Origin of the sequence: Paenibacillus sp. IHB B 3084, from assembly GCF_001447315.1 — a bacterium.
Classification (GTDB): Bacteria; Bacillota; Bacilli; order Paenibacillales; family Paenibacillaceae; genus Paenibacillus.
This window is the reverse complement of record NZ_CP013203.1, coordinates 3,680,557-3,699,778: the sequence shown is the minus strand read 5'-3', so window position 1 is coordinate 3,699,778 and position 19,222 is coordinate 3,680,557. Positions and strand designations below refer to the sequence as shown.

The window sequence follows — 19,222 nt, the reverse complement described above, 5'->3', positions numbered from 1 at the left end:
ACTTCCCCTGATATGAAAGGATGGAACATTAACGATGGATTTGTCTGTACCGTCTCATGCCAACATTGAACATATGATTGAAGGCATCAAAACCAAGCTTCGTATGGCGAGTGGCGCTGCTATGCAGTCCTCCGCTTTCTCTCTGGAGCAATACGAGGATCTCCGTGATGTCTATGATATGGTGATAAACAAGCCTAATCTGAGTATTTCAGAAGTCGAGGCCATCGTATCCGAGCTGGGCAGATTACGTAACCCCTCCTGATCAGAAGACGGATGCACACCGTTTAGCTTACTTACAGCCTATCATCTTGGGTGACACTGTTCATGGTAGTGCCTCCCGTAAATAAAGCTCGTATCTCTGTTCGCATTAACAGACGCGTAACGGGATACGAGCTTTATTTTTATCCATCTCCTTATGCGTTTCTTCGCAGATGTCTTTAAGGTAAATCCGCCAACACCAGTTCAGACACATCCTCATTCCCTGTAGCTTGTAATTTTAAATGACAGCTTTTGTGGATTCGTGCGGCATCACCGGGTCCCAACTGAAAATTGCCATCCTGGCAAGTAACCTCCACATGACCACTAACAACGTAAATATGAGTTCGCCGTTCCTCCTGCTGCGGATAATCAAGCTGTTGACCTTTTTCCAATCTGCTGAGATACAGATTTACATCCTGAACGATGGACAGCGTTCCTTCAAGTCCTGATCCAGATACGGCGGGCTGTAAGTGATTTAGACGCTCGCTGTGTTTGAAGTTTTGCACCTGATAAGAAGGCTGAATACCGGGGTTCTCCGGCAAAAACCACATTTGCAAAAAACGAACCGGCTTCTCGTCCCCTGTATTTCGCTCCTCGTGTTCAATCCCTGTGCCTGCACTAAGAACCTGAATCGTGCCGCTTTTTAAATCCTGTTCATGACCCAGACTGTCACTATGGTGAAGATGGCCTTCAATCACGTAGGTGACAATTTCCAGATCATGATGCGGATGTCTTTTGAAGCCCTGCTGCGGTTTAAGCTCATTGTCATTATGGGCCAGCATACAGCCGAAATGCGCGTTGCTCGGATCTTCATAATCCGCAAATGAAAAGCTAAACTCACTATGAATCCACCCTTTATTTGAGGTATGCCTCTCTGCCGATGTCACTATTTTAATCATATCTAACACCTCCATGGATTATAGTTCCGCAAAGCAGCCCTTACTTCATTTTTCCTGAGCCACTTACGGCCCGGCATTGCAAACGCTGTGATACGATCCTTTTACCCTTGGCTTATAAGGGTCAATCAGAGCGGTGTTCCGGTCAGGTTTTGCTCTCAGGTTCAATATTGGTTAAGTTTATAGTACGAAAAGATAAATCGATGCACAAAGCCATAAGGAGGAGATTCTCTACATATGTGGTCCCAAGAACCCCACACATTCCATTTTTTTTCATATTATTTACGTCGCAGTCTGTACGCGTCCATCGTCATGATTGGCGTTTTGCTTCTTATTGCCTACACTGTTCGATGGATTGGTACAGCTCCTTTTCTATATTGGGATGAACGCATTCAGGCTGCAATCTTTCCAGACACAACGGCGGCTCATCACAAGCTCCTGCCTGTCGCTGTATTCATTACGTCTTTCGGTTCCTTCCGTGTCTCATTACTCACTGCCCTGGGTATTGCCACCTTGTGCTGGGTATATCTCCGTTCGAGAGCTTATGCCTTTGCAGTAATAAGCAGCTTTACGGCGATGTGGGTGTTGAACACGCTCATAAAAGAAGTTTTGCAACGGCAGCGCCCAGCACTTCAGCATTTGGTAGAAGTCGGCGGCTATAGTTTTCCCAGCGGGCACGCCATGATTTCCATGGGATTTTACGGCATGGTTTTTGCCATTTGGGCGATAGAACGAAAAATTCATGAGCGCTCTATCTTCCTTCCCTGCGTTCTTGGCGCACTTTTGATTCTCCTGATTGGGCTAAGCCGGGTCTATCTGGGGGTTCACTTTCCAACTGACATCGTGGGTGGTTATATCGCCGGAATCATTTGGCTGGTGTTTACCGTTCCTGTTATCTATCGGCGAGCATATCTGCCGTATTCTTTGTTTTCATCGACTCCCGGTTCGTAAGTGGCTTGAGACGTTTTTTTGTTTCACACGGAGTTACGGTGTTTATATACGAAGTAAGCAACACAACGCAGCACTTTAAACTCACCACTCACAAAAAGCGTTATGATTTTGTTAGACAGATGTTTCTGCTAAACTGAAGATTAAGGGGGCGATCCTTGTGTGGGGAATTGTATTAAGTATTGTAATGGCTATTATTATCGGATTGATTGGCGACGCGCTCGCTGGCCATGAAATGCCTGGGGGTATCGCAGGCTCTATGATCGCCGGATTTGTAGGAGCTTGGCTTGGTGCCACGCTGCTGGGAAACTGGGGTCCGGTCATCGGTGATTTTGCAGTCATTCCGGCCATACTTGGAACCGCATTATTTGTGTTCCTGCTCGGACTTGTGTCCAGGCTTTTAAGAAGGGCTACCTAACATTTATATATTTTTTTATTCTATAAGAGGAGTGATATGACATGAGTAACATTGATAATCAAGATACGGTAGGTAATACTTCAAGCTTTGCAAAGGGTTTATTCATCGGAGGTTTGATTGGTGCTGCGGCAGCCCTGCTGTTCGCGCCGAAACCAGGCCGCGATTTGCGCAGCGATTTGTCTGATAAAATTACAGTTGTTGCCGATAAAACAAAAGACGTTGCATCCGTAGTCAGCAGCAAAGCAACGGATTTGGCCAAAACGGTTTCCAACAAAACAGAAGATGTAGCTAAAACCGTATCAGGTAGCAAAGACATTATTTTATCCAGCGTAGCCAGAGCTTCTGCCGATGTTGCTGATGAAGCAGTCAAGGCTGATCAAGAAATTATGGATGCAACGGCCCAAGCTGCCAAGGAAACGCAAAAACAATTAAACGCCACTTCCTAATGTCAGGGAATTCTGTGTACAACAAGAATAGACCTAAAAACACTGAACAGCCAGCATGCACGAAGCTGGCTGTTTTTTAGATGACAGAAAGGCAGGGATGACGATGAGCAAGCCAAACTCGTATGGAGATGACCTTAGCGTAAACAACAAACGGACCTTTCATCCCCGGCAGGGTCAGGATGAATCCAAGGATTTTGACGTGAATGAGCACCCTTTTGAACTGCGTCATGAAGTGAAGCGGCTTAATAAGCGCTTAGATCAAATAGCCGACATGCTGGAAAAAGTAGAATTTCGCGATGTACTGGAGACCTATTCCAATCCCCAAAAAAGAATCATCAGTAACCTGACCGCAGGCATTGCAAGGGTCTTGGTCTTACGCTGGGTACGGTCGTCATACTCGCGCTGCTCGCTTGGCTGCTCAGCTTCCTTGTACAACTAAATCTTCCGATCATCGGAGATTTCATTGCCGAGCTACTAAGCTATATCAAAATGAGCCAAGGCGGAAATTAGACAGCAAACGATCCATAGTAACCGGAGGTTCGTGCGTACACGCAACCCATTACCATGGATCGTTTTGATCTGTACATTTTGGATGACTGCGCTAGAGCTTGTTGCGCTTGTTAGCTTTCAGCAAATCTCCTGTCCATCCCTTCATCATCAGCCAGCCGTACATCCCCACCATACTTAACAGGGTCGCCGTAATTACGGCCGTAAAACCCCAGCCTGTTTTGATCCAGGGCAGATTCTCGAAGTTCATGCCCCAAATGGCGCCCACTACAGTGGCTGGTGTAAATACAGCCGTTACAATGGTGAGCGTCTTCGTAATCTCAGTTCCCCTAAATGCAGAAATCGCATCGTCAATGGAGATCAGCGTGTCAATTTCCTTTTCATAATGCCGGAACAGCCCTTCCATTCGATTGACACGGTGAAGCAGTTGCTTAAAAAAGCGATTTTCCTCCAGTTCATCAAGATACGCCTCCCGGGAAGCCGTCACCAGCTCTGAAAAAGGAATGAACATATTGCTCCAATACAGCAGCTCAAAACGCGCATTCAATATAGAATCCATCAGCGTACGGGCATTTCTTTTCTCCATACCCTCTTCCAGTTTTCTGAGGTTAATCTCGAATTTGTCCATTCCCGTATGAAAATAATGAAGAACGGCCCTCGCCAGCACAAACATTCCATCAGCCGCACTTTCACATCGGTCAAGCATTTTTTGACGTTCAACCGTGTGCATGATTTCGCGGGTATTCTGATCCAAGTTTAAGGTTACTAATTTCTGGTCCAGCACGAGAAAATAGAACTTGTTACAATCGCGTTGACTGTTGATTTCCTCCTGAATGGAATAGATTAGCGAGCCACATATCAAAGGTTGATCGCCATCCGGAAAGCGTACAGAAATAAAACTGGACGGGATATCCTCTACTTTGTCCAGCCATTCCCGAGCGTCCGGGAGCTTATCCTTTAGCTCTTGTATAACGGGGGACTGCCAGCCTGTAGCGCTGATGTCCCACCATTCCCATCCTCCGCGAAAGGAGGAAATCTGTTCAAATACTGTCGTGGATTTCACCCTTCCTCCCCCTCCTTTTCCGCTTTAAAAAAGGACACGCTTCCCTGATGGAATGGCGTGTCCTTACTATATGACGTCCAGTAATCGAAACCATGAAGGCCGTCTTCCTATCATGAGATAGAAGAATTAGACATGATTTGTTTCAGCTTCTCGGTTGCCCGCTTCTGGATGCGGGATACGCTCATCTGCGATACGCCCAAGGTCTGCGCAATCGCACGTTGAGATTGACCATCCTGAAATGCCAGAAGAAGCACCTTCTGTTCCTGCTCTTTCAGTTGGCTTAGGGCTTGCTGTAAATCCATTCGTTTTTCCACAGTGTCGTAGTCGTTGGCATCTGAGCTGATAAGCTCGCCTAACGTAGCCGCACTCTCCTCCTGGGATAAAGGGGAATCCAATGACACATAATGGTAGCACTCACGACCTGCGAGCACTTCGATCGTTTCCTCTACGGTAAGGTCCAAATACTCCGCAATCTCGTTCACATTCGGCGAACGTTCCAATTTAACGGTTAGTTCGTCGATGGCATGCTGAACGAGCGCACCCTTTTCCTTGATGCGGCGAGGAACCTGAATGTACCAGGATTTGTCGCGTAAATAATTTTTCATATGTCCCAGCATACTTTTCATAGCATACGGTTCAAAGGGGATTCCCAAGCTGATATCGTATTGCTGAAGCAGACGTATCAAAGCCATCTGACCGGTTTGGTATAAATCCTCGTATAAGTCGGGGCGGTTACGGGAGATTTTCCCGGCAGCCATCTTGACCATTGGCTCATACTTGCGGATCAGCACGGTAGCAATCTCGTTATCTTTGGTTTGCTGGTACTCCCAGATTAGACCAACGGCTTCATCCATCGACTCCGGGGGAGTTACCTTTTCATTCATACTTTTTCCTCGCTTCTGACCAGACGCTTGACAAGCATGACTTCCGTGCCTTTTCCACTCTCATTCAAGATATGGACATCGTCCATAAGCGCCTGCATGAGATAGAATCCCAGTCCGCCTACCTGCGCATCATTCAGCTCTTTGTCATGCAAGGATGCAAGTCGGGACGGGTTCTTCATTCGTTCAAAGCTCTCCCCTTCATCTTTGACACGGATGGACAACGAAGCTTCGTCAAATTCGAACGTTACTTCCACCACTCCACCTTCATGACCGTAAGCATAAAGAACAGAGTTATTACAGGCTTCAGATACAGCCACTTTCATGTCTTCTATATCCTCGTAAGAGAATCCCATTTTCGCGGCAATTCCGTACAAATTTAATCTTACAATATCGACAAAGTCAGCAGTTGCCGGCAAATTAAGAACTACTTTTTGAATTTGAGCATTCATTTCTTTTTCTTTCCTTTCCTATTGGGAATTCTCCTGGGGGACAAAGAATTTGGCAATACCGGTCATATCGAACAGTTTTTGAATTTGAGGTGGTACCTCCTGAACGGCAAACCGGGACTCCATCCCATGCCTTGCCTTCAAAATAGATAACAAAATACCGATACCTGTACTGTCAATGTATTTAAGCTCTTTTAAGTTAATAATCAAGTCCTGGCCGGATTCCCCCACCAAAGGCTCCATCACCAGACGAAAATCAGGTGCCACCGAAAGATCCAGTTCTCCGCTAAGGTACACGGTATTTACTCCATCACTTGTTTCTGTAATCGCATTGAACTTCTCATTTTGATTAGTATTCATAGGCCTACTCTCCCGAAAAAAGATTTCCTTACATACTAACCCATTATACGATCGCTTGAATCACCGTAGGATGCTTTCTGCACCTTCCAAATGTCACCATCTACGCATCAGGCTACGCCTCGTGAATTTGGTCTTTGCCTGATTGCATTGGAAAATGATCCGGAGAATGCCGCAGTAGAGCCTGTTTTACACTGCTGATCTTCACGGGCTTGCTAATATAATCGTTCATTCCGGCTTCAATACATCGGGGCTGAATACCATCCATCACATTCGCTGTTATGGCGATAATAGCAGGCTGTGACCTTCCCGCCAATTGTTCACGCACCTTGCCCGTACACTCTAATCCGTCCATCACAGGCATTTGCAGGTCCATGAAGATATAGTCATAATCCTGGTTAGCCATGACCATATCAAGCGCCTGTTGCCCGTCTGCTGCCACATCCGAAGCCAAACCGAGCTTATCCAGTATATTGACCATCAGCTTCTGGTTGATCGGATGGTCATCCACGACCAGTACAGGTTTACGGCTTGAGGAGTTCTGATGGGGAATTTCCCATTCGTGACCGGTTTCTCCCTCCAGTTCATTTTCCTGAGCAAAGCCAAGCTTCGTTGTAAAATGGAATGTTACCCCCTGCTCTCCACTTGTATCCACACGGATATCGCCGCCCATTATGTTCACCAATGTTTTGCAAATAGCGAGTCCCAAACCAGTTCCACCATATTTGCGCGTCATCGAAGAATCAAGCTGGGAAAAGGGCTGAAACAGCCTTCCGACCTTGGCGGGCTCAATACCAATGCCTGTATCCTTCACGGAAAATTCAACGGTAAGTCCTTCGTCACTACGCTCTTTGACCGATGCGAAGACATATACACCACCACGATCTGTAAATTTGACGGCATTGGATACCAGATTAATGAGAACCTGACGCAGTCTTCCCATATCACCGTATAACACTGGCGGTAGCTGCTCATCCAGAAAATAATCCATCTTCAGATTCTTTCGATTTACTTCCACCGTAAACAGGCTGAAAACTTCCTTGATACAGGAAACCAGATCAAACGGATATTCCTCTATCTCCATTTTTCCTGACTCCAGCTTGGTAAAATCCAGAATATCGTTAATGACCGCTACGAGCGCATCTGCACTGCGGCGGATGATATCGGCATATTCCTGCTGATCGCTTTGCAGCTCTGTTTCCATCAACAGGTCAATCATGCCAATCACACCATTCATAGGTGTCCGAATTTCATGGCTCATCATAGCCAGGAACTCCGTTTTGGCATTGGCTGCGATTTCGGCTGCCTCCTTGGCGGCAATCAGTTCGCTATTCATCTTCTCCAGCTCATGCGTCTTCTGATGAAGCAGCATGGACTGTGTTTTCAGGCGTTTGTTGGTCAGATACATTTGCACAAAGCCTTCAATTTTGGACTTGAGAATTTGAGGGATGAATGGCTTCACCATATAATCAATACCACCCGCTGAATAACCGGCAAACAAATGCTCCGCTTCCTTACTGTTAGCGGAAATGAAGATGATCGGAATATCTTTCGTCTTCTCTCTGGCCTTAATCAGCTTTGCAGTCTCAATTCCATCCATACCCGGCATTTGCACATCAAGGACTACCAGTGCGAATTCATCTTTTAACAGACATCGCAGTGCTTCTTCCCCGGATGTTGCCTTTACCAAATTATATTGTTCACTCTCCAGCACCGCTTCAAGAGCGAGCAGGTTCTCAGGTCTGTCATCTACCAGCAGTATATGAATCGGTTCATGAAGCCCCATGGGATCCTCCTAAGCACCTCTATTTAATCTTCCGATATATTTTTTCTATCCGGTCCAGCGACTCGTAGGAATCACTATAATCGGTAAAATGTATGGATTCCTTAGCCCCAAGCACCAATACGCCAAAATGGCTCAAGCTATCATAAAACAACCCGTGTACATGGTTGCGAAGTTCATCGTTAAAATAAATCATGACATTCCGGCAAAAAATAACGTTGAACTCGTTAAAGGACCGGTCTGTCGCCAAGTTGTGCTCCGCAAAAATAATGTTTTTACGTAAAAAAGGATGAAACATCACTGAATTATACTTGGCTGTGTAATATTCGGAGAACGATTGCGTACCTCCTGACTCCAAATAATTTCTGGTATACAGCTTCATTCGATCAATCCCGTATACGCCTTCCTTCGCCTGCTGTAAAGACAGGTTATTCATATCCGTTGCATAAATACGGGCTTTATCATATAAGCCTTCCTCATGCAACATGATCGCCATGGAGTATACTTCCTCACCTGTCGAGCAACCTGCATGCCATATTCGAATATACGGATATGTCCGTAAAATCGGTATTATTTTCCGCCTGAAATTCAGAAACAGCTCAGGATCACGGAACATCTCAGTCACTGGAATCGAAAGGCTTTGCACCAGTCTGTCGAAGGCGCTCCGATCATGCAGCACCTTCTCCAGAAGCCCTGATATCGTGCTAACATTCTCGGACTGTGCATGATAATAAATACGGCGCTTGATCGAAGGCAGAGCGTAGTTACGAAAATCGTAGCCGTACAGCCGATGAATGCCTTCCAGCAACAGCTCAATCTCAATCATTTCCCGCTCCGTTTCATTCGATTTCAGTTCAATAGCAGCATTATCCGCCGTATCCTTTGATGTCATAATCTCTCTCCAATTCCTGAATAGGTTTTACCAGTACCGCTCCAATCATGTGTTGATTTATATTACCCATTTTTTCGGGCTACGAATACAGCCATACCCGCATTAATGACAAAAGCTGTTCGGTTTGAATCGGCTTCTTCACATAATCGGAAGCGCCTGCCTCAATACACTTGGAACGATCATCCTTCATAGCCTTGGCTGTGAGGGCAATAATAGGCAGCTTCTCGAATTGCGGCATCAGCCGAATTCGCCGCATGGCTTCATATCCGTCCATTTCCGGCATCATCATATCCATCAGCACCAGATCAAAATCAGGTGTCTGTTCCAGCATTTCCAGCGCTTCTCTACCATTTTCCGCAAAGGTAACCTCCATGCGGTAGCTTTCCAACACACTGGACAGGGCGAATACGTTCCGGATATCATCATCCACCAACAATATTTTTTTACCTTCAAACAATTCTTCCTTGTTATATAGCTTCTGCAAAATTTCACGTTTGTCCTCAGGGAGATTCGCTTCGACACGATGCAGGAACAGGGTCGTTTCATCCAAAAGCCGTTCGGGCGATTTGACATCCTTAATAATAATGGACTCCGCAAATTTGCGCAGTTGCGTTTCTTCTTTGCTGTCCAGGTCTTTACCCGTATAAATAATAATCGGCAGATCGGTCAGTTCCTCATTGTCCCGAATGCGGTCGAGCAATTCAAAGCCTGTCATATCGTTAAGCATAAGATCCAGCACCATACAGTCATATCGCTGTACCCCCAGCTCATTCAGTGCTTCTTGCCCGGTGGACACCGCCGTAATAGCAACATCGTCATGGTCAATCAGTTCAATAATGGATTTACGCTGATTCTCGTCGTCCTCGACCACGAGAAGACGTTTCACCATTTTATCTGTATATGATTTAATATGTGAAAATGCCTTATCCAGACTTTCCTTTGAAGATGGCTTTTTGAGATAGGCAATCGCACCCATCAACAAGCCTTGCTTCACATCGTCGATGACCGAAATAACATGTACCGGAATATGCCGCGTAGATGAATTTCCTTTCAGCTCGCCCAAAATGGACCATCCATCCATAACAGGCAATTGAATATCCAGAATAATGGCGTCCGGCAAATAGGATCTGGCCATGTCCAGCCCATCGTCTCCCTGTAGAGCGATAAGTGCCTTAAAGTCACGGCTACGAGCCATATCGTACAGGATTTTAGCGAATTTAACATCATCCTCTATGATCAGTAATACCTTATCCTTCGAGGCAATCTCGTTCCGGTCGTCGCCCGGGTGCACGATGTTCTCCAATTTTTCCTTTGAAGGCATCTGATACATAGGCAACTGCTCAGCGGGAACAAGCATAGGAGAATTCGACTCTGCGGATGCTGCCACACCACCAATATCCAGTTCCGCACCCTCTGTTGTTTGCGTTTGTTCCGGCAGATACAACGTGAAGCAACTGCCCTGCCCCTGCTCGGATTCTACTGTAATGACACCGCCCAGTAATCTTGAAAGCTCGCGGCTGATCGACAAGCCAAGTCCGGTTCCACCGTATTTACGGCTGGTTGTTCCATCTACCTGCTGGAAAGCCTCAAAAATGAGATCCGTTTTATCCGAAGCAATGCCGATGCCCGTATCATGTACAGACAAGGCCAGATAGGATTTATGCGGATTTAGAAAGCCGGGAAGCTGGTCACCAGTTGCCCTTGAAACACTAAAACGAACAGATCCCTCTGTCGTAAACTTGAATGCATTGGACAATAAATTGCGTAAAATTTGTTTAAGACGATACCCGTCACTGATAATGGCTTCCGGCAAGTTTTCTTCTATCTCGGTATGAAGTTGAAGTTCACGCTTGGCTGCGATTGGAGCAAAATTTTGCTCCACAAACATCTCCAGTTCTTTCAGATTGACGGCTTCATGGTTAATATCCATTTTCCCGGCGTCCACTTTGGATAAATCCAGAATTTCATCAATCATTTTCAGTAAATCTGCGCCTGACATATAAATGGTCTGTGCATATTCAACCTGCTTGGGCTTAAGATTGCCGTCCTTGTTCTCAGACAGAAGCTGGGAAAGAATGAGCAAGCTATTCAGCGGAGTACGCAGTTCATGCGACATATTCGCCAAAAACTCGGATTTGTATTTGCTCGTGATGCCCAACTGCATCGCCTGCTGCTCCAACTGGGCACGCGCACGTTCGATCTCGTCGTTCTTTTCTTCCCCTTCCCGAACCTGCTCTTCCAGCGCTCTCGTCTTGGCTATCAGTTCGGTGTTAAAATGCTCCAGTTCCTCCTGCTGACGCTGTAACAATTCCTCTGAACGCTTGAGCTCCTCTGTTTGCCCCTCCAAATTTTCGTTGGAGCGCTTGAGTTCCTCTTGCTGAGTTTGTAGCTCCTCGGACTGGCATTGCAATTCCTCAGTAAGTGCCTGGGATTCGCGCAGCAATTGCTCTACCCGCATCCGTCCCTTGATGTTGTTCAAAATAATCCCCAAGCTCTCGACTAATTGAGCAAATAGCTTCGTTTCCAGATCACTAAAGCGGTCCAGCGACGCTACTTCCACAGCACCGATACAATCGTCCTCGAACAATATAGGAAAAATCATAATTCCCACCGGCTTACTCGCCCCCAATGCGGAGCCGATGGACAAGTACCCATCAGGAGCTTCTGTAATCAGGATCGGCTTACGATCCTGAACACTTTGTCCAAGCAAGCCTTCGCCAACATGGATAACGTCCTTGATCGAATCTTCACCAGACTCCTTCGCATAGGAGCCGTACAGCTTAAATTGGGCATCCTCCACTTCCTTGCCTTGCAAATAAATCGCTCCGTAGCTGCCTCCCAAAATGGGCGTAAACTCACTGATAAACATCTGTGCGACCTGCTCCAGTGAATTCACGCCTCGGAACAGCTCTGTTACTCGTGCCGTGTTGGCATTAAGCCAGGTTTGATCCTTCTGCGTCTGAAGAACGGAATGCTCAAATTTGCGTTTTTCCTCCAGGTCTCCAGCCATTTGTTGAAATACGCGGGCAACCTCCCCGATTTCGTCCTTGGAAGCGACACTCATGCGGCTGATCGCCCTGTATTTTCCTTTGCCAAAGCCGTTGATCATGAGGTTAACGATATTTAGACCTTTGGCAATACTCGGGAGCACCCACAAGATAACCAATAACCCCATAAGCAGCCCGGCGACCATCAGAATCGTGGTAATCTGCACGGATTCCTGATAAGCCTGATTGGCTTGCATCATGTCGCTATCTATTTCCCGATCCTGAAAAACGGCCAGGTCATTAATGCTGTCCATCGCCTCCTCTTGAGCAGGCAAACCTGTGCTATTGCGGAAAGCATTCGCCTCATCAATGCGATCTTGCCCCAATAAGGAAACGAGCCTCTCTTCGTAGCTTAAAAATTCTTTCCATGCGACAGCTACCCGATCGACTTGCTGCTGTTCTTCGCTGGTACCGGAACTGTTTTGCAGACTTGCCAGCACTTTCGCTCCAGAAGCAGATATATCATCGAGCTCGCCTTTGGCCTCACTGACGGAGGACCCTGGATTCAAGATCAGGTTGGCCATAACTTTGGCCATATCATTCACCTGACCGCGAATAGCCGTTGTTTTCCGGACCTTCATATATCGGTCCTGATAAACCTGGTTCAACTGCTCATTCAGGCTCCCCATTCGATCATAGCTGATTAGCGTCAGCACAAGGAGGATCGCCATAAGCGATCCAAAGCCGATCAGCAGTTTATTTCTGATTTTCATGCAAGCTCTCTCCCTCTTTCAATGCAATCCAGATCAGGCACTTATCATCATCGCGATCCTTCGGTGCCTCTTTACGAAAAAAAGCATCCAGCATCGCTTCTTCATTCCATTCCTCATGCTTGCGCAGACATGCGGTCAAATACTCCAGTTGCTCTTCATATTCGCCCTCTACAGCCTCCAGCAAGCCATCGGTATACAAAGCGATATGCCCCGTTCCTTCATAATGGATCGTGTGCATTTCCGCATCAATTTTATCAAACAAACCTACTGGACTGCATGCACGGTCAAATTTGGTGATGCTGCCATCCTGACTGAACAATAAGCCGGGCGGATGCCCTGCATTCACATAATCAATCCGCCGAGAACGGGTATCAATGACCATATAAATCGCCGTAAAATAATACTGTACGAGTTGCTTGCCCAAATCCAGTTGGTTAAAGCGACGATTCAGCTCCTGAATCACCTTTTCCGGCTCTACGTAGGTGGTCACGGTATCCTTGAGCACAGATGCAATGAACATGCAGAACAGTGAAGAAGAGATGCCATGACCCATCATATCCAGCAAAATGATCGCATATCTCCCTTCCCCGAGCGGATACCAGGAATATAAGTCTCCCGCCAGTTCAAAGGAAGGCTGATACAGTGCATTGACTTGCAGTACAGGATCTTGGATGGCAGGACTAAGCACCGCCTGCTGTACCATCGCGGCCAGCTTCAGTTCGTCCTGAATCCGCTGGTCCCGATCTTTATGCCAGTCCTTTTCCTGCTTGAGACGCAAGGCAAGCCGTATTCTGGCCATTAATTCTACCTTATTAATAGGCTTGGTGACATAATCGACGGCCCCCACGTCCAGTGCCTCTGCCAGTTTCTTGGAATCGCCTACAGCAGTTACCATGATGATGGGTATATCTTTCAAATGCTCGTACTCCTGCACGATGCTGCAAGCTTCGATACCATCCATTTCAGGCATCATCATATCCAGCAGAACCAAATCAATATCGGAAGGTCGGGGGCGCAGACTAATGGTACGGTCGCCGATCCCCAAATGCTCCAACATTTCTGCGGCTGAGCTGGCAGAGATAACATCCCTATAATTTTCTTTCTTTAATATTTCACGAATAATAATGACATTGGTCGGATTATCGTCAACAATTAGGATTCTCATTTCTCTCTCCTTATCTGTAGCCCATGTATTATACTATACCTGTTTAAGCGGCAACACCCTTATAGACATGAATTAGCTTTCCATAAGAAGGCATTCCAAAACATAGATAAGGAATGAGGCTCTCGCCCCATTCCTTATCTATGTTTTGGAGGAACCGCGAAGCACTTGTGCGGCGGTCAACATCCTCTTTTTCAGCTCTAACGCCAGTCTATTTTCCTGTTCAACTGGCGTTATCAAGCTTTTTTGGCAATGACCAGAACTTTGCCCTGATCCAGTTCTTTTTCGTAAAAATCAGCTTCCGTATCTGTAAATCCCAAGGAAGTAATTTTAGCGCGAAGCTCGTCGCCACGGGAACGGAACAGATTGGCTAATGAATCAAAAACGCCCTCTTCCTTAATCCCGATTTCCTTGGCATCCACCGTATCTGCAATACGATCCGTCCGGTCCTGATCATGAGCGAGCACGAACACATCCTCATAACGATAGCCCGTGTTGCGCAATTCATTCACCGCTTCGACGGCTTGTACACCGTTCTCTACCACTTTGGCATAAGATTTATGATGGGTCTGATTCATGTTTCTCACGCTCCTTATTAGGATTGACTTCTCTGACTATTACACGCTGTACATTCGTTTGAAACTTCCATGTTATGTCATGCTCTTAAAATTAGAGACATTACCACTCCGTTTCATCAAAAAACTCAACATATTTGGGTTGATCAGACGACTCATCCATAAACACTTTGATCGCACGCTGTCCACGAACGTATACCTCGCCATCCTCCGCTGTAAATTGCGAGCCACCCAGCGCCTTATCCAGCGTTTGCCGTTTCAGCGACAGCCACTCGTCATTGACCTTGATCCGTCCGGCAGCAGGATCTACATGCACATAAGAAACCATATCATCTCGCAAACCAACCACCACGTCAGGATATTGATATTCCGTAGAAAGCAGCAGCATATCCTTTTTCACTCGAAGGGGCTTGCCCAGTTTTTTCAATACATCCATACGCGTATCGTCCAGAGATATGCCATTTAACGTATGAAAATCAGCCGGTACGGCATTTTTGGCGGGAATCGTCTGCACAGCCCTTACTACATGCCCCGCCGTATGCGGGGAAACGGCTTGCTGAACCGTATCCTGTCCGGAAAAGGGAGTGAGCAAACCAGCAGCTAGCAATAAAATCTTCATCATAATTCTCACCCTTTCAATGAATTTCCTATAGTTTACGGTTCAGTCGCTATGCTACTGACGCATTTTCTGCCACACCCCGGCAGCGATATCTACATAACCCAACCAGTTTTTAGCCGGCTTTGCCGCAGGCTCCTCGTAGGTCGCATTGTAGCTCTGAACCGTCCGTTCCGTTGAAGTTAACGGCCTGTTCGAAGAAGCTGACTTGATCGCGGTTTCCGTACCTGTCTTTTTATCCACTGTATGATGCGGCTTCTGAAACCGGGTGATTAATGCCGCGGAAGCCTGCTTCGCAGCTAGAGTGACTTCGTTAAGCACCTCGCCCAAGTTTCTAACCGATTCCATCACAGGCTCCACCTGCTTCAATTTATGATCAACGTCTGCGGTAATGTCATTGGCATGTCGAACCGTTTGCTTTACTTCATAGCTCAGCTCATCTACTGTTTTTTGTACATCCTGTAGAGTCTGAGTTACCTTTTCAAGAGAGCCTTGTGCTGCTTTAAGTGTTCTAATGAGGAAAATAACGAGAACTGCAAATGCGATAGCGATAATAAAAATACTGACCTGTGTTAACATGGCCTAACCTCTCTTTCGTTTTTCACGATGATGTTGATGATTACTGCATAGTTACCCCTTACGTTCAGACACGAAACAACGTCACAGCTCGCTTTCCTCCACTCCTTACGCTATGTTTCACGGATTGGGGCACGGTTTAAAACAACATATAACGATGGCACAGCCACGAAAGATTCAAATGATTCAGCCATCATTCGCAGCCATGCTCTATCGGGCGTGAGTATGCCACATTATATACAATTGAAGGAGGATGCAGAACATGCTGAAATGGTCCGCTTTATTTTTAGTTTTTGCCGTGATCGCCGGGATTTTAGGTTTTTTTGGTATCGTTGTATCCATAGCTGCTACAATCGCCAAAATATTGTTTGTGTTATTTCTGGTGTTGTTCGTCATTTCACTCTTTACCGGAAGAAGACGAGCGTCATAGGCGTAATAGAAGAAGTCTGAAACAAGTGTAGTGAAGATATAACATTATACAGCTTTAAAAATAGGATGTTCCCGCCCCAATTACAGGGTTGTGGAACATCCTATTTTTGGATGCGTAATTTTTTAAGGCTAATGGCGCTTTTATTGGATTACGCTACCCCCGAACAGGAAACGATCCTGCCAAGGCTTGCTGAAATCCGTAACTTTCACACCGCCACCCGCTACAGAAAAGGTATGAAGAAGCTTGTTGTCTCCCAGATATACAGCTACGTGTGTAATCGTTTGGGAGGAATTATCCAAGGACGTATACGCCCCTGAAGACGCGTTGTAATTAGTAAAGAAAAGCAGATCGCCACGCTTCAGCGTGGTCATGTCTGTGTTTGGCTGACTATTCTGCTTGATCCACTCACCCTGTGAACGTGAATCCGCCGGAAGCTGAATACCTGCAGCCTGACGGAAAATTTGACGGGTAAATGCCGAGCAATCAAAAGTAACCGTACTGTTACGATCCGAACCATATTCATATGGAGTACCGAGATAAGTCATCCCTGTGTTAATAACCTGTTCAATGGCAGCCGCTGCGTCACCAGAAGGCAAGTTTATGGCTTCCGCAGGAGATGCTGTCGCAGGAATCACGGTAGTGTCAGGAGCAGATGTTACTGGAGCAGCCACAGGCTGCTGCACAACAACGCCCTCACCAATACGAATATACTGTGGAGACGAGCTGACATAGCCCACCGTGCCATCAGCATTGGTAATCTTAAACCAATAGGCGTTACCTGGATCTGTAATGGTGACGATATCTCCTGCATTCAAAAATCCCAAAACCTCGGATGAAGTGGATGCCTCCGCCCGCAAACGAACGGACGTTTGAATCGTAGCTTTCGTTTGACCGGCAGAACTATTCACTGAGGCTGGAGCCTCTTTGGCTGAACTGTTAGTTTTAAGCACTTCTTTGGCTTCCGGTTTACGGACGGCAGGCTCGGTGACAGCAGCAGCGACGCTGGTAGCGCCTACTTTTATGTACTTGTCGGAGCTGCTTGTGTATCCAGTTACCCCATCAGACGTCTTGATCTTATACCAATAGCTGTTTGTTTTCTCCAATACCGTTACGGCCTCTCCCTGCTTCATAAAGCTGACTACATCTCCCGTAGTCGAAGGGCCGGATCTAAGCTTTACAGCCGCCTGAATAACCGCCTTCTGTCCCGTAGATGCTGTCGATGCCGCTGCGTCAACCTGACCCGGCGCCACATGAATTGCTGCCAACAGCGCGGCTGACGTCATGAGCATTCCCATCACGCGTCTTCTCAATGTTGCACCTCCTGGCTGTTTTTACGAATTTGAAGAGCAAGTCCAATTCCGACGAATATAGCCGGACATGCTTTCATTATAGTAAAAGCAACAGGAAGAGAGATATAATCCAAACGTCACAAAAGGCAGCGCATACACCTTTTATACATAGGTCTAAAGTCATTTTTACCACTAATTATTAAATAAATAATCTATAATTTGGGTTCCACATGGACATGAACATGCATCGTATTATGAACCTCTTGCAGGCGTTCCTCAATCCGGTCGCTGATCCGATGTCCTTCAATCAGGCTGAGTTGCGGGTTCACCTCTATAACAACATCCACCAAAGCATGATTGCCGTGTACCCGTGCCTTTACATCACGAATCCCCTCTACACCGGGTATATGAGCAATCGTGCTACGTAAGTCTGACAGCTCCTGCTCATCAAAGCCATCCGTCAGGCTGTGTGTAGAGTCCTTAAAAATATCCCACGCCGTTTTACAGATTATAAATCCTACCGCTATAGCCGCAACCGTATCCAGCCATGGCAAACCAAACTGTGCACCAATAATACCAACCGCTGCACCGATACTGACGAGCGCATCTGACAGGTTATCCTTCGCTGCCGCCAGTAACGCCTTGTTGTTAATTTTCCGGGCCAGTCTGTTGTTGTACATGTATACTCCCAGCATAATGACTGCACATATTACCGCTACTCCCGCAGAAGTGATATCAGGTGTCTGCTTGCCACCTCTGAAAATACTTCCGATTCCGTCAATAAGCACCTGAAGACCGACGACGGTCATAATAAAGGATGCCAGCAACGCCGCTATCGTTTCCGCTCTAAAATGTCCATAGGCATGGTCGGAGTCCGGCGGTTTTTGAGATATACGCAGACCGATCAGTACGGCAACGGACACCACAATATCAGTGACATTGTTAAATCCATCGGCCAGTAACGCACTGGAAGCAAATATATATCCGCTAATCAGCTTAAAGGCAGACAGAAAAAGGTAGGCGATAATGCTCACCCATGCCCCTCGCTCACCTTTTCGTATTTCATCATACACATTCACCACAACGGGAACACTCCTTCAAAATTAGAGTTCCCGACAGAACGATCTCACCACCATAGTCACGGGAGAAACATAAAAGTCAGGAATAAACACTTATACCGTTCCATGCTGCGCCAACCCAAAAATAAAAATAGCAGCATAGCTGCCCTAAAAATAAGCATTTGCCTTTGGATAACGGCTATTTCTAGGATAGCAGACGTCCTTTGTGTGGGTCTAGAGAAACAGTCTTTCCGCTCCGCATTGCTGTAGGAACAACGAAAAATTATTGCCAAGCTCCATTCCTGTGGGGTGTATAAAACATTTTTTCCTTTATGCAAAAAATAGGCATTCCCTCTTCCCGCCCGCCCCGTCGTCATGTTATCATTGTTGCCCTTGTCCCATCTTTTAAAAACGTATAAAATGGGGACACAGCCGCGTTTTCCTTCAATCCAGCATGATTGACATGAATTTGGCGGCAACAGGAGGAATTTATTCATGAGCGATGCTAATGAACCACGTAAAGTTAATCTCGCAGATGCCATTCGGGAAAAGCTGGCACAAAAAAAACAGCAGTCCGGCGCTTCACAGCAGGGCGGCTTTCAAGGCGGTTCCGCCAAAACACTGAAAAGCCAAAATACGAAGAAGCCGAACAACCAACGCCGTCGTACAGGCGGATCATAAGCCACCCCGTTAGGCTAACTGCACCGGACTCAGGCAGGATTATCTTTGCCCTGTAGCCCTGGCGGTGTAAGCCATTGGTAATGGCGCAAACGAAAAAGAGGAGTCTCCCCCGCCATCATAAATGGCCTGAAGGAGCTCCTCTTTTTTATTTATCGATTTACTGAAGGTTAGCTGGTT

At 46.5% G+C, this 19,222-nt stretch carries 20 protein-coding genes and 1 pseudogene; 7 read left to right on the top strand and 14 right to left on the bottom strand.

Annotated features, from left to right (window positions below; all coding sequences use genetic code 11):
- Positions 1-34 precede the first annotated feature (34 nt).
- Positions 35-262, top strand: coding sequence for a DUF1128 domain-containing protein (locus ASL14_RS17230; protein ID WP_044644451.1), 228 nt, complete (start codon positions 35-37; stop codon positions 260-262).
- A gap of 175 nt (positions 263-437) precedes the next feature.
- On the opposite strand, the gene ASL14_RS17225 is transcribed toward ASL14_RS17230, so the two are convergent.
- The gene (locus ASL14_RS17225) at positions 438-1,157 is read right to left on the bottom strand and encodes a pirin family protein (protein WP_134912708.1); all 720 of its coding nucleotides are present in this window, start codon (positions 1,155-1,157) and stop codon (positions 438-440) included.
- Positions 1,158-1,391: 234 nt separating this feature from the next.
- Here ASL14_RS17225 and ASL14_RS17220 point away from each other — a divergent pair, with 234 nt between their 5' ends.
- The 4 genes and pseudogenes from ASL14_RS17220 to ASL14_RS17205 all read left to right on the top strand — a co-directional run bounded on the left by ASL14_RS17220 (position 1,392) and on the right by ASL14_RS17205 (position 3,476).
- Complete coding sequence (locus ASL14_RS17220; RefSeq protein ID WP_134912706.1) at positions 1,392-2,105, top strand: phosphatase PAP2 family protein; 714 nt, start codon at positions 1,392-1,394, stop codon at positions 2,103-2,105.
- Positions 2,106-2,262: 157 nt separating this feature from the next.
- The gene (locus ASL14_RS17215; RefSeq protein WP_134912704.1) at positions 2,263-2,520 is read left to right on the top strand and encodes a GlsB/YeaQ/YmgE family stress response membrane protein; all 258 of its coding nucleotides are present in this window, start codon (positions 2,263-2,265) and stop codon (positions 2,518-2,520) included.
- A 41-nt stretch (positions 2,521-2,561) separates the two neighbouring features.
- The gene (locus ASL14_RS17210) at positions 2,562-2,966 is read left to right on the top strand and encodes a YtxH domain-containing protein (protein ID WP_134912702.1); all 405 of its coding nucleotides are present in this window, start codon (positions 2,562-2,564) and stop codon (positions 2,964-2,966) included.
- 97 nt (positions 2,967-3,063) lie between these two features.
- Positions 3,064-3,476 (top strand): annotated as a pseudogene (locus ASL14_RS17205) (DUF5665 domain-containing protein).
- A 91-nt stretch (positions 3,477-3,567) separates the two neighbouring features.
- Here ASL14_RS17205 and ASL14_RS17200 read toward each other — a convergent pair.
- From ASL14_RS17200 to ASL14_RS17150, 11 genes are all read right to left on the bottom strand, one after another.
- A complete protein-coding gene (locus ASL14_RS17200) occupies positions 3,568-4,536 on the bottom strand; it encodes a magnesium transporter CorA family protein (protein ID WP_134912700.1) in 969 nt (322 codons plus the stop codon).
- 110 nt (positions 4,537-4,646) lie between these two features.
- The gene (locus ASL14_RS17195; RefSeq protein ID WP_014278091.1) at positions 4,647-5,420 is read right to left on the bottom strand and encodes a sigma-70 family RNA polymerase sigma factor; all 774 of its coding nucleotides are present in this window, start codon (positions 5,418-5,420) and stop codon (positions 4,647-4,649) included.
- Complete coding sequence (gene rsbW / locus ASL14_RS17190; RefSeq protein WP_134912698.1) at positions 5,417-5,869, bottom strand: anti-sigma B factor RsbW; 453 nt, start codon at positions 5,867-5,869, stop codon at positions 5,417-5,419. The genes ASL14_RS17195 and rsbW overlap by 4 nt, the downstream gene beginning before the upstream one ends.
- An 18-nt stretch (positions 5,870-5,887) precedes the next feature.
- Positions 5,888-6,226 (bottom strand): STAS domain-containing protein, encoded by a 339-nt coding sequence (locus ASL14_RS17185; RefSeq protein WP_134912696.1) that lies wholly within the window; start codon positions 6,224-6,226, stop codon positions 5,888-5,890.
- Between the two features lie 112 nt (positions 6,227-6,338).
- The gene (locus ASL14_RS17180; RefSeq protein ID WP_134912694.1) at positions 6,339-8,009 is read right to left on the bottom strand and encodes a response regulator; all 1,671 of its coding nucleotides are present in this window, start codon (positions 8,007-8,009) and stop codon (positions 6,339-6,341) included.
- A gap of 19 nt (positions 8,010-8,028) precedes the next feature.
- A complete protein-coding gene (locus ASL14_RS17175) occupies positions 8,029-8,898 on the bottom strand; it encodes a CheR family methyltransferase (RefSeq protein WP_134912692.1) in 870 nt (289 codons plus the stop codon).
- 79 nt (positions 8,899-8,977) lie between these two features.
- Entirely contained in the window at positions 8,978-12,658 is a 3,681-nt protein-coding gene (locus ASL14_RS17170) for a response regulator (RefSeq protein ID WP_134912690.1), read from the bottom strand.
- Complete coding sequence (locus ASL14_RS17165; RefSeq protein WP_134912688.1) at positions 12,642-13,823, bottom strand: PP2C family protein-serine/threonine phosphatase; 1,182 nt, start codon at positions 13,821-13,823, stop codon at positions 12,642-12,644. The genes ASL14_RS17170 and ASL14_RS17165 overlap by 17 nt, the downstream gene beginning before the upstream one ends.
- 233 nt (positions 13,824-14,056) lie before the next feature.
- A complete protein-coding gene (locus tag ASL14_RS17160; protein ID WP_025684488.1) occupies positions 14,057-14,398 on the bottom strand; it encodes a YflT domain-containing protein in 342 nt (113 codons plus the stop codon).
- A gap of 100 nt (positions 14,399-14,498) precedes the next feature.
- On the bottom strand, positions 14,499-15,017 hold the full coding sequence (locus ASL14_RS17155; protein ID WP_134912686.1) for a hypothetical protein: 519 nt from the start codon (positions 15,015-15,017) through the stop codon (positions 14,499-14,501).
- A gap of 51 nt (positions 15,018-15,068) precedes the next feature.
- Positions 15,069-15,590, bottom strand: a complete 522-nt coding sequence (locus ASL14_RS17150; protein WP_134912684.1) for a DUF948 domain-containing protein — start codon at positions 15,588-15,590, stop codon at positions 15,069-15,071.
- Between the two features lie 259 nt (positions 15,591-15,849).
- Between ASL14_RS17150 and ASL14_RS17145 the strand changes: the two genes are divergently transcribed.
- Positions 15,850-16,017 carry a DUF1328 domain-containing protein gene (locus ASL14_RS17145; RefSeq protein WP_134912682.1) on the top strand — a complete coding sequence of 56 codons (168 nt, stop codon included), beginning with the start codon at positions 15,850-15,852 and terminating at the stop codon, positions 16,015-16,017.
- A gap of 140 nt (positions 16,018-16,157) precedes the next feature.
- Here ASL14_RS17145 and ASL14_RS17140 read toward each other — a convergent pair whose 3' ends face one another.
- Both ASL14_RS17140 and ASL14_RS17135 read right to left on the bottom strand, forming a co-directional pair.
- On the bottom strand, positions 16,158-17,327 hold the full coding sequence (locus ASL14_RS17140; RefSeq protein WP_134912680.1) for a C40 family peptidase: 1,170 nt from the start codon (positions 17,325-17,327) through the stop codon (positions 16,158-16,160).
- A gap of 191 nt (positions 17,328-17,518) precedes the next feature.
- Positions 17,519-18,388, bottom strand: coding sequence for a cation diffusion facilitator family transporter (locus ASL14_RS17135; RefSeq protein ID WP_134912678.1), 870 nt, complete (start codon positions 18,386-18,388; stop codon positions 17,519-17,521).
- A gap of 471 nt (positions 18,389-18,859) precedes the next feature.
- Here ASL14_RS17135 and ASL14_RS17130 point away from each other — a divergent pair, with 471 nt between their 5' ends.
- The gene (locus ASL14_RS17130) at positions 18,860-19,045 is read left to right on the top strand and encodes a hypothetical protein (RefSeq protein ID WP_013311941.1); all 186 of its coding nucleotides are present in this window, start codon (positions 18,860-18,862) and stop codon (positions 19,043-19,045) included.
- Positions 19,046-19,222: the final 177 nt, after the last annotated feature.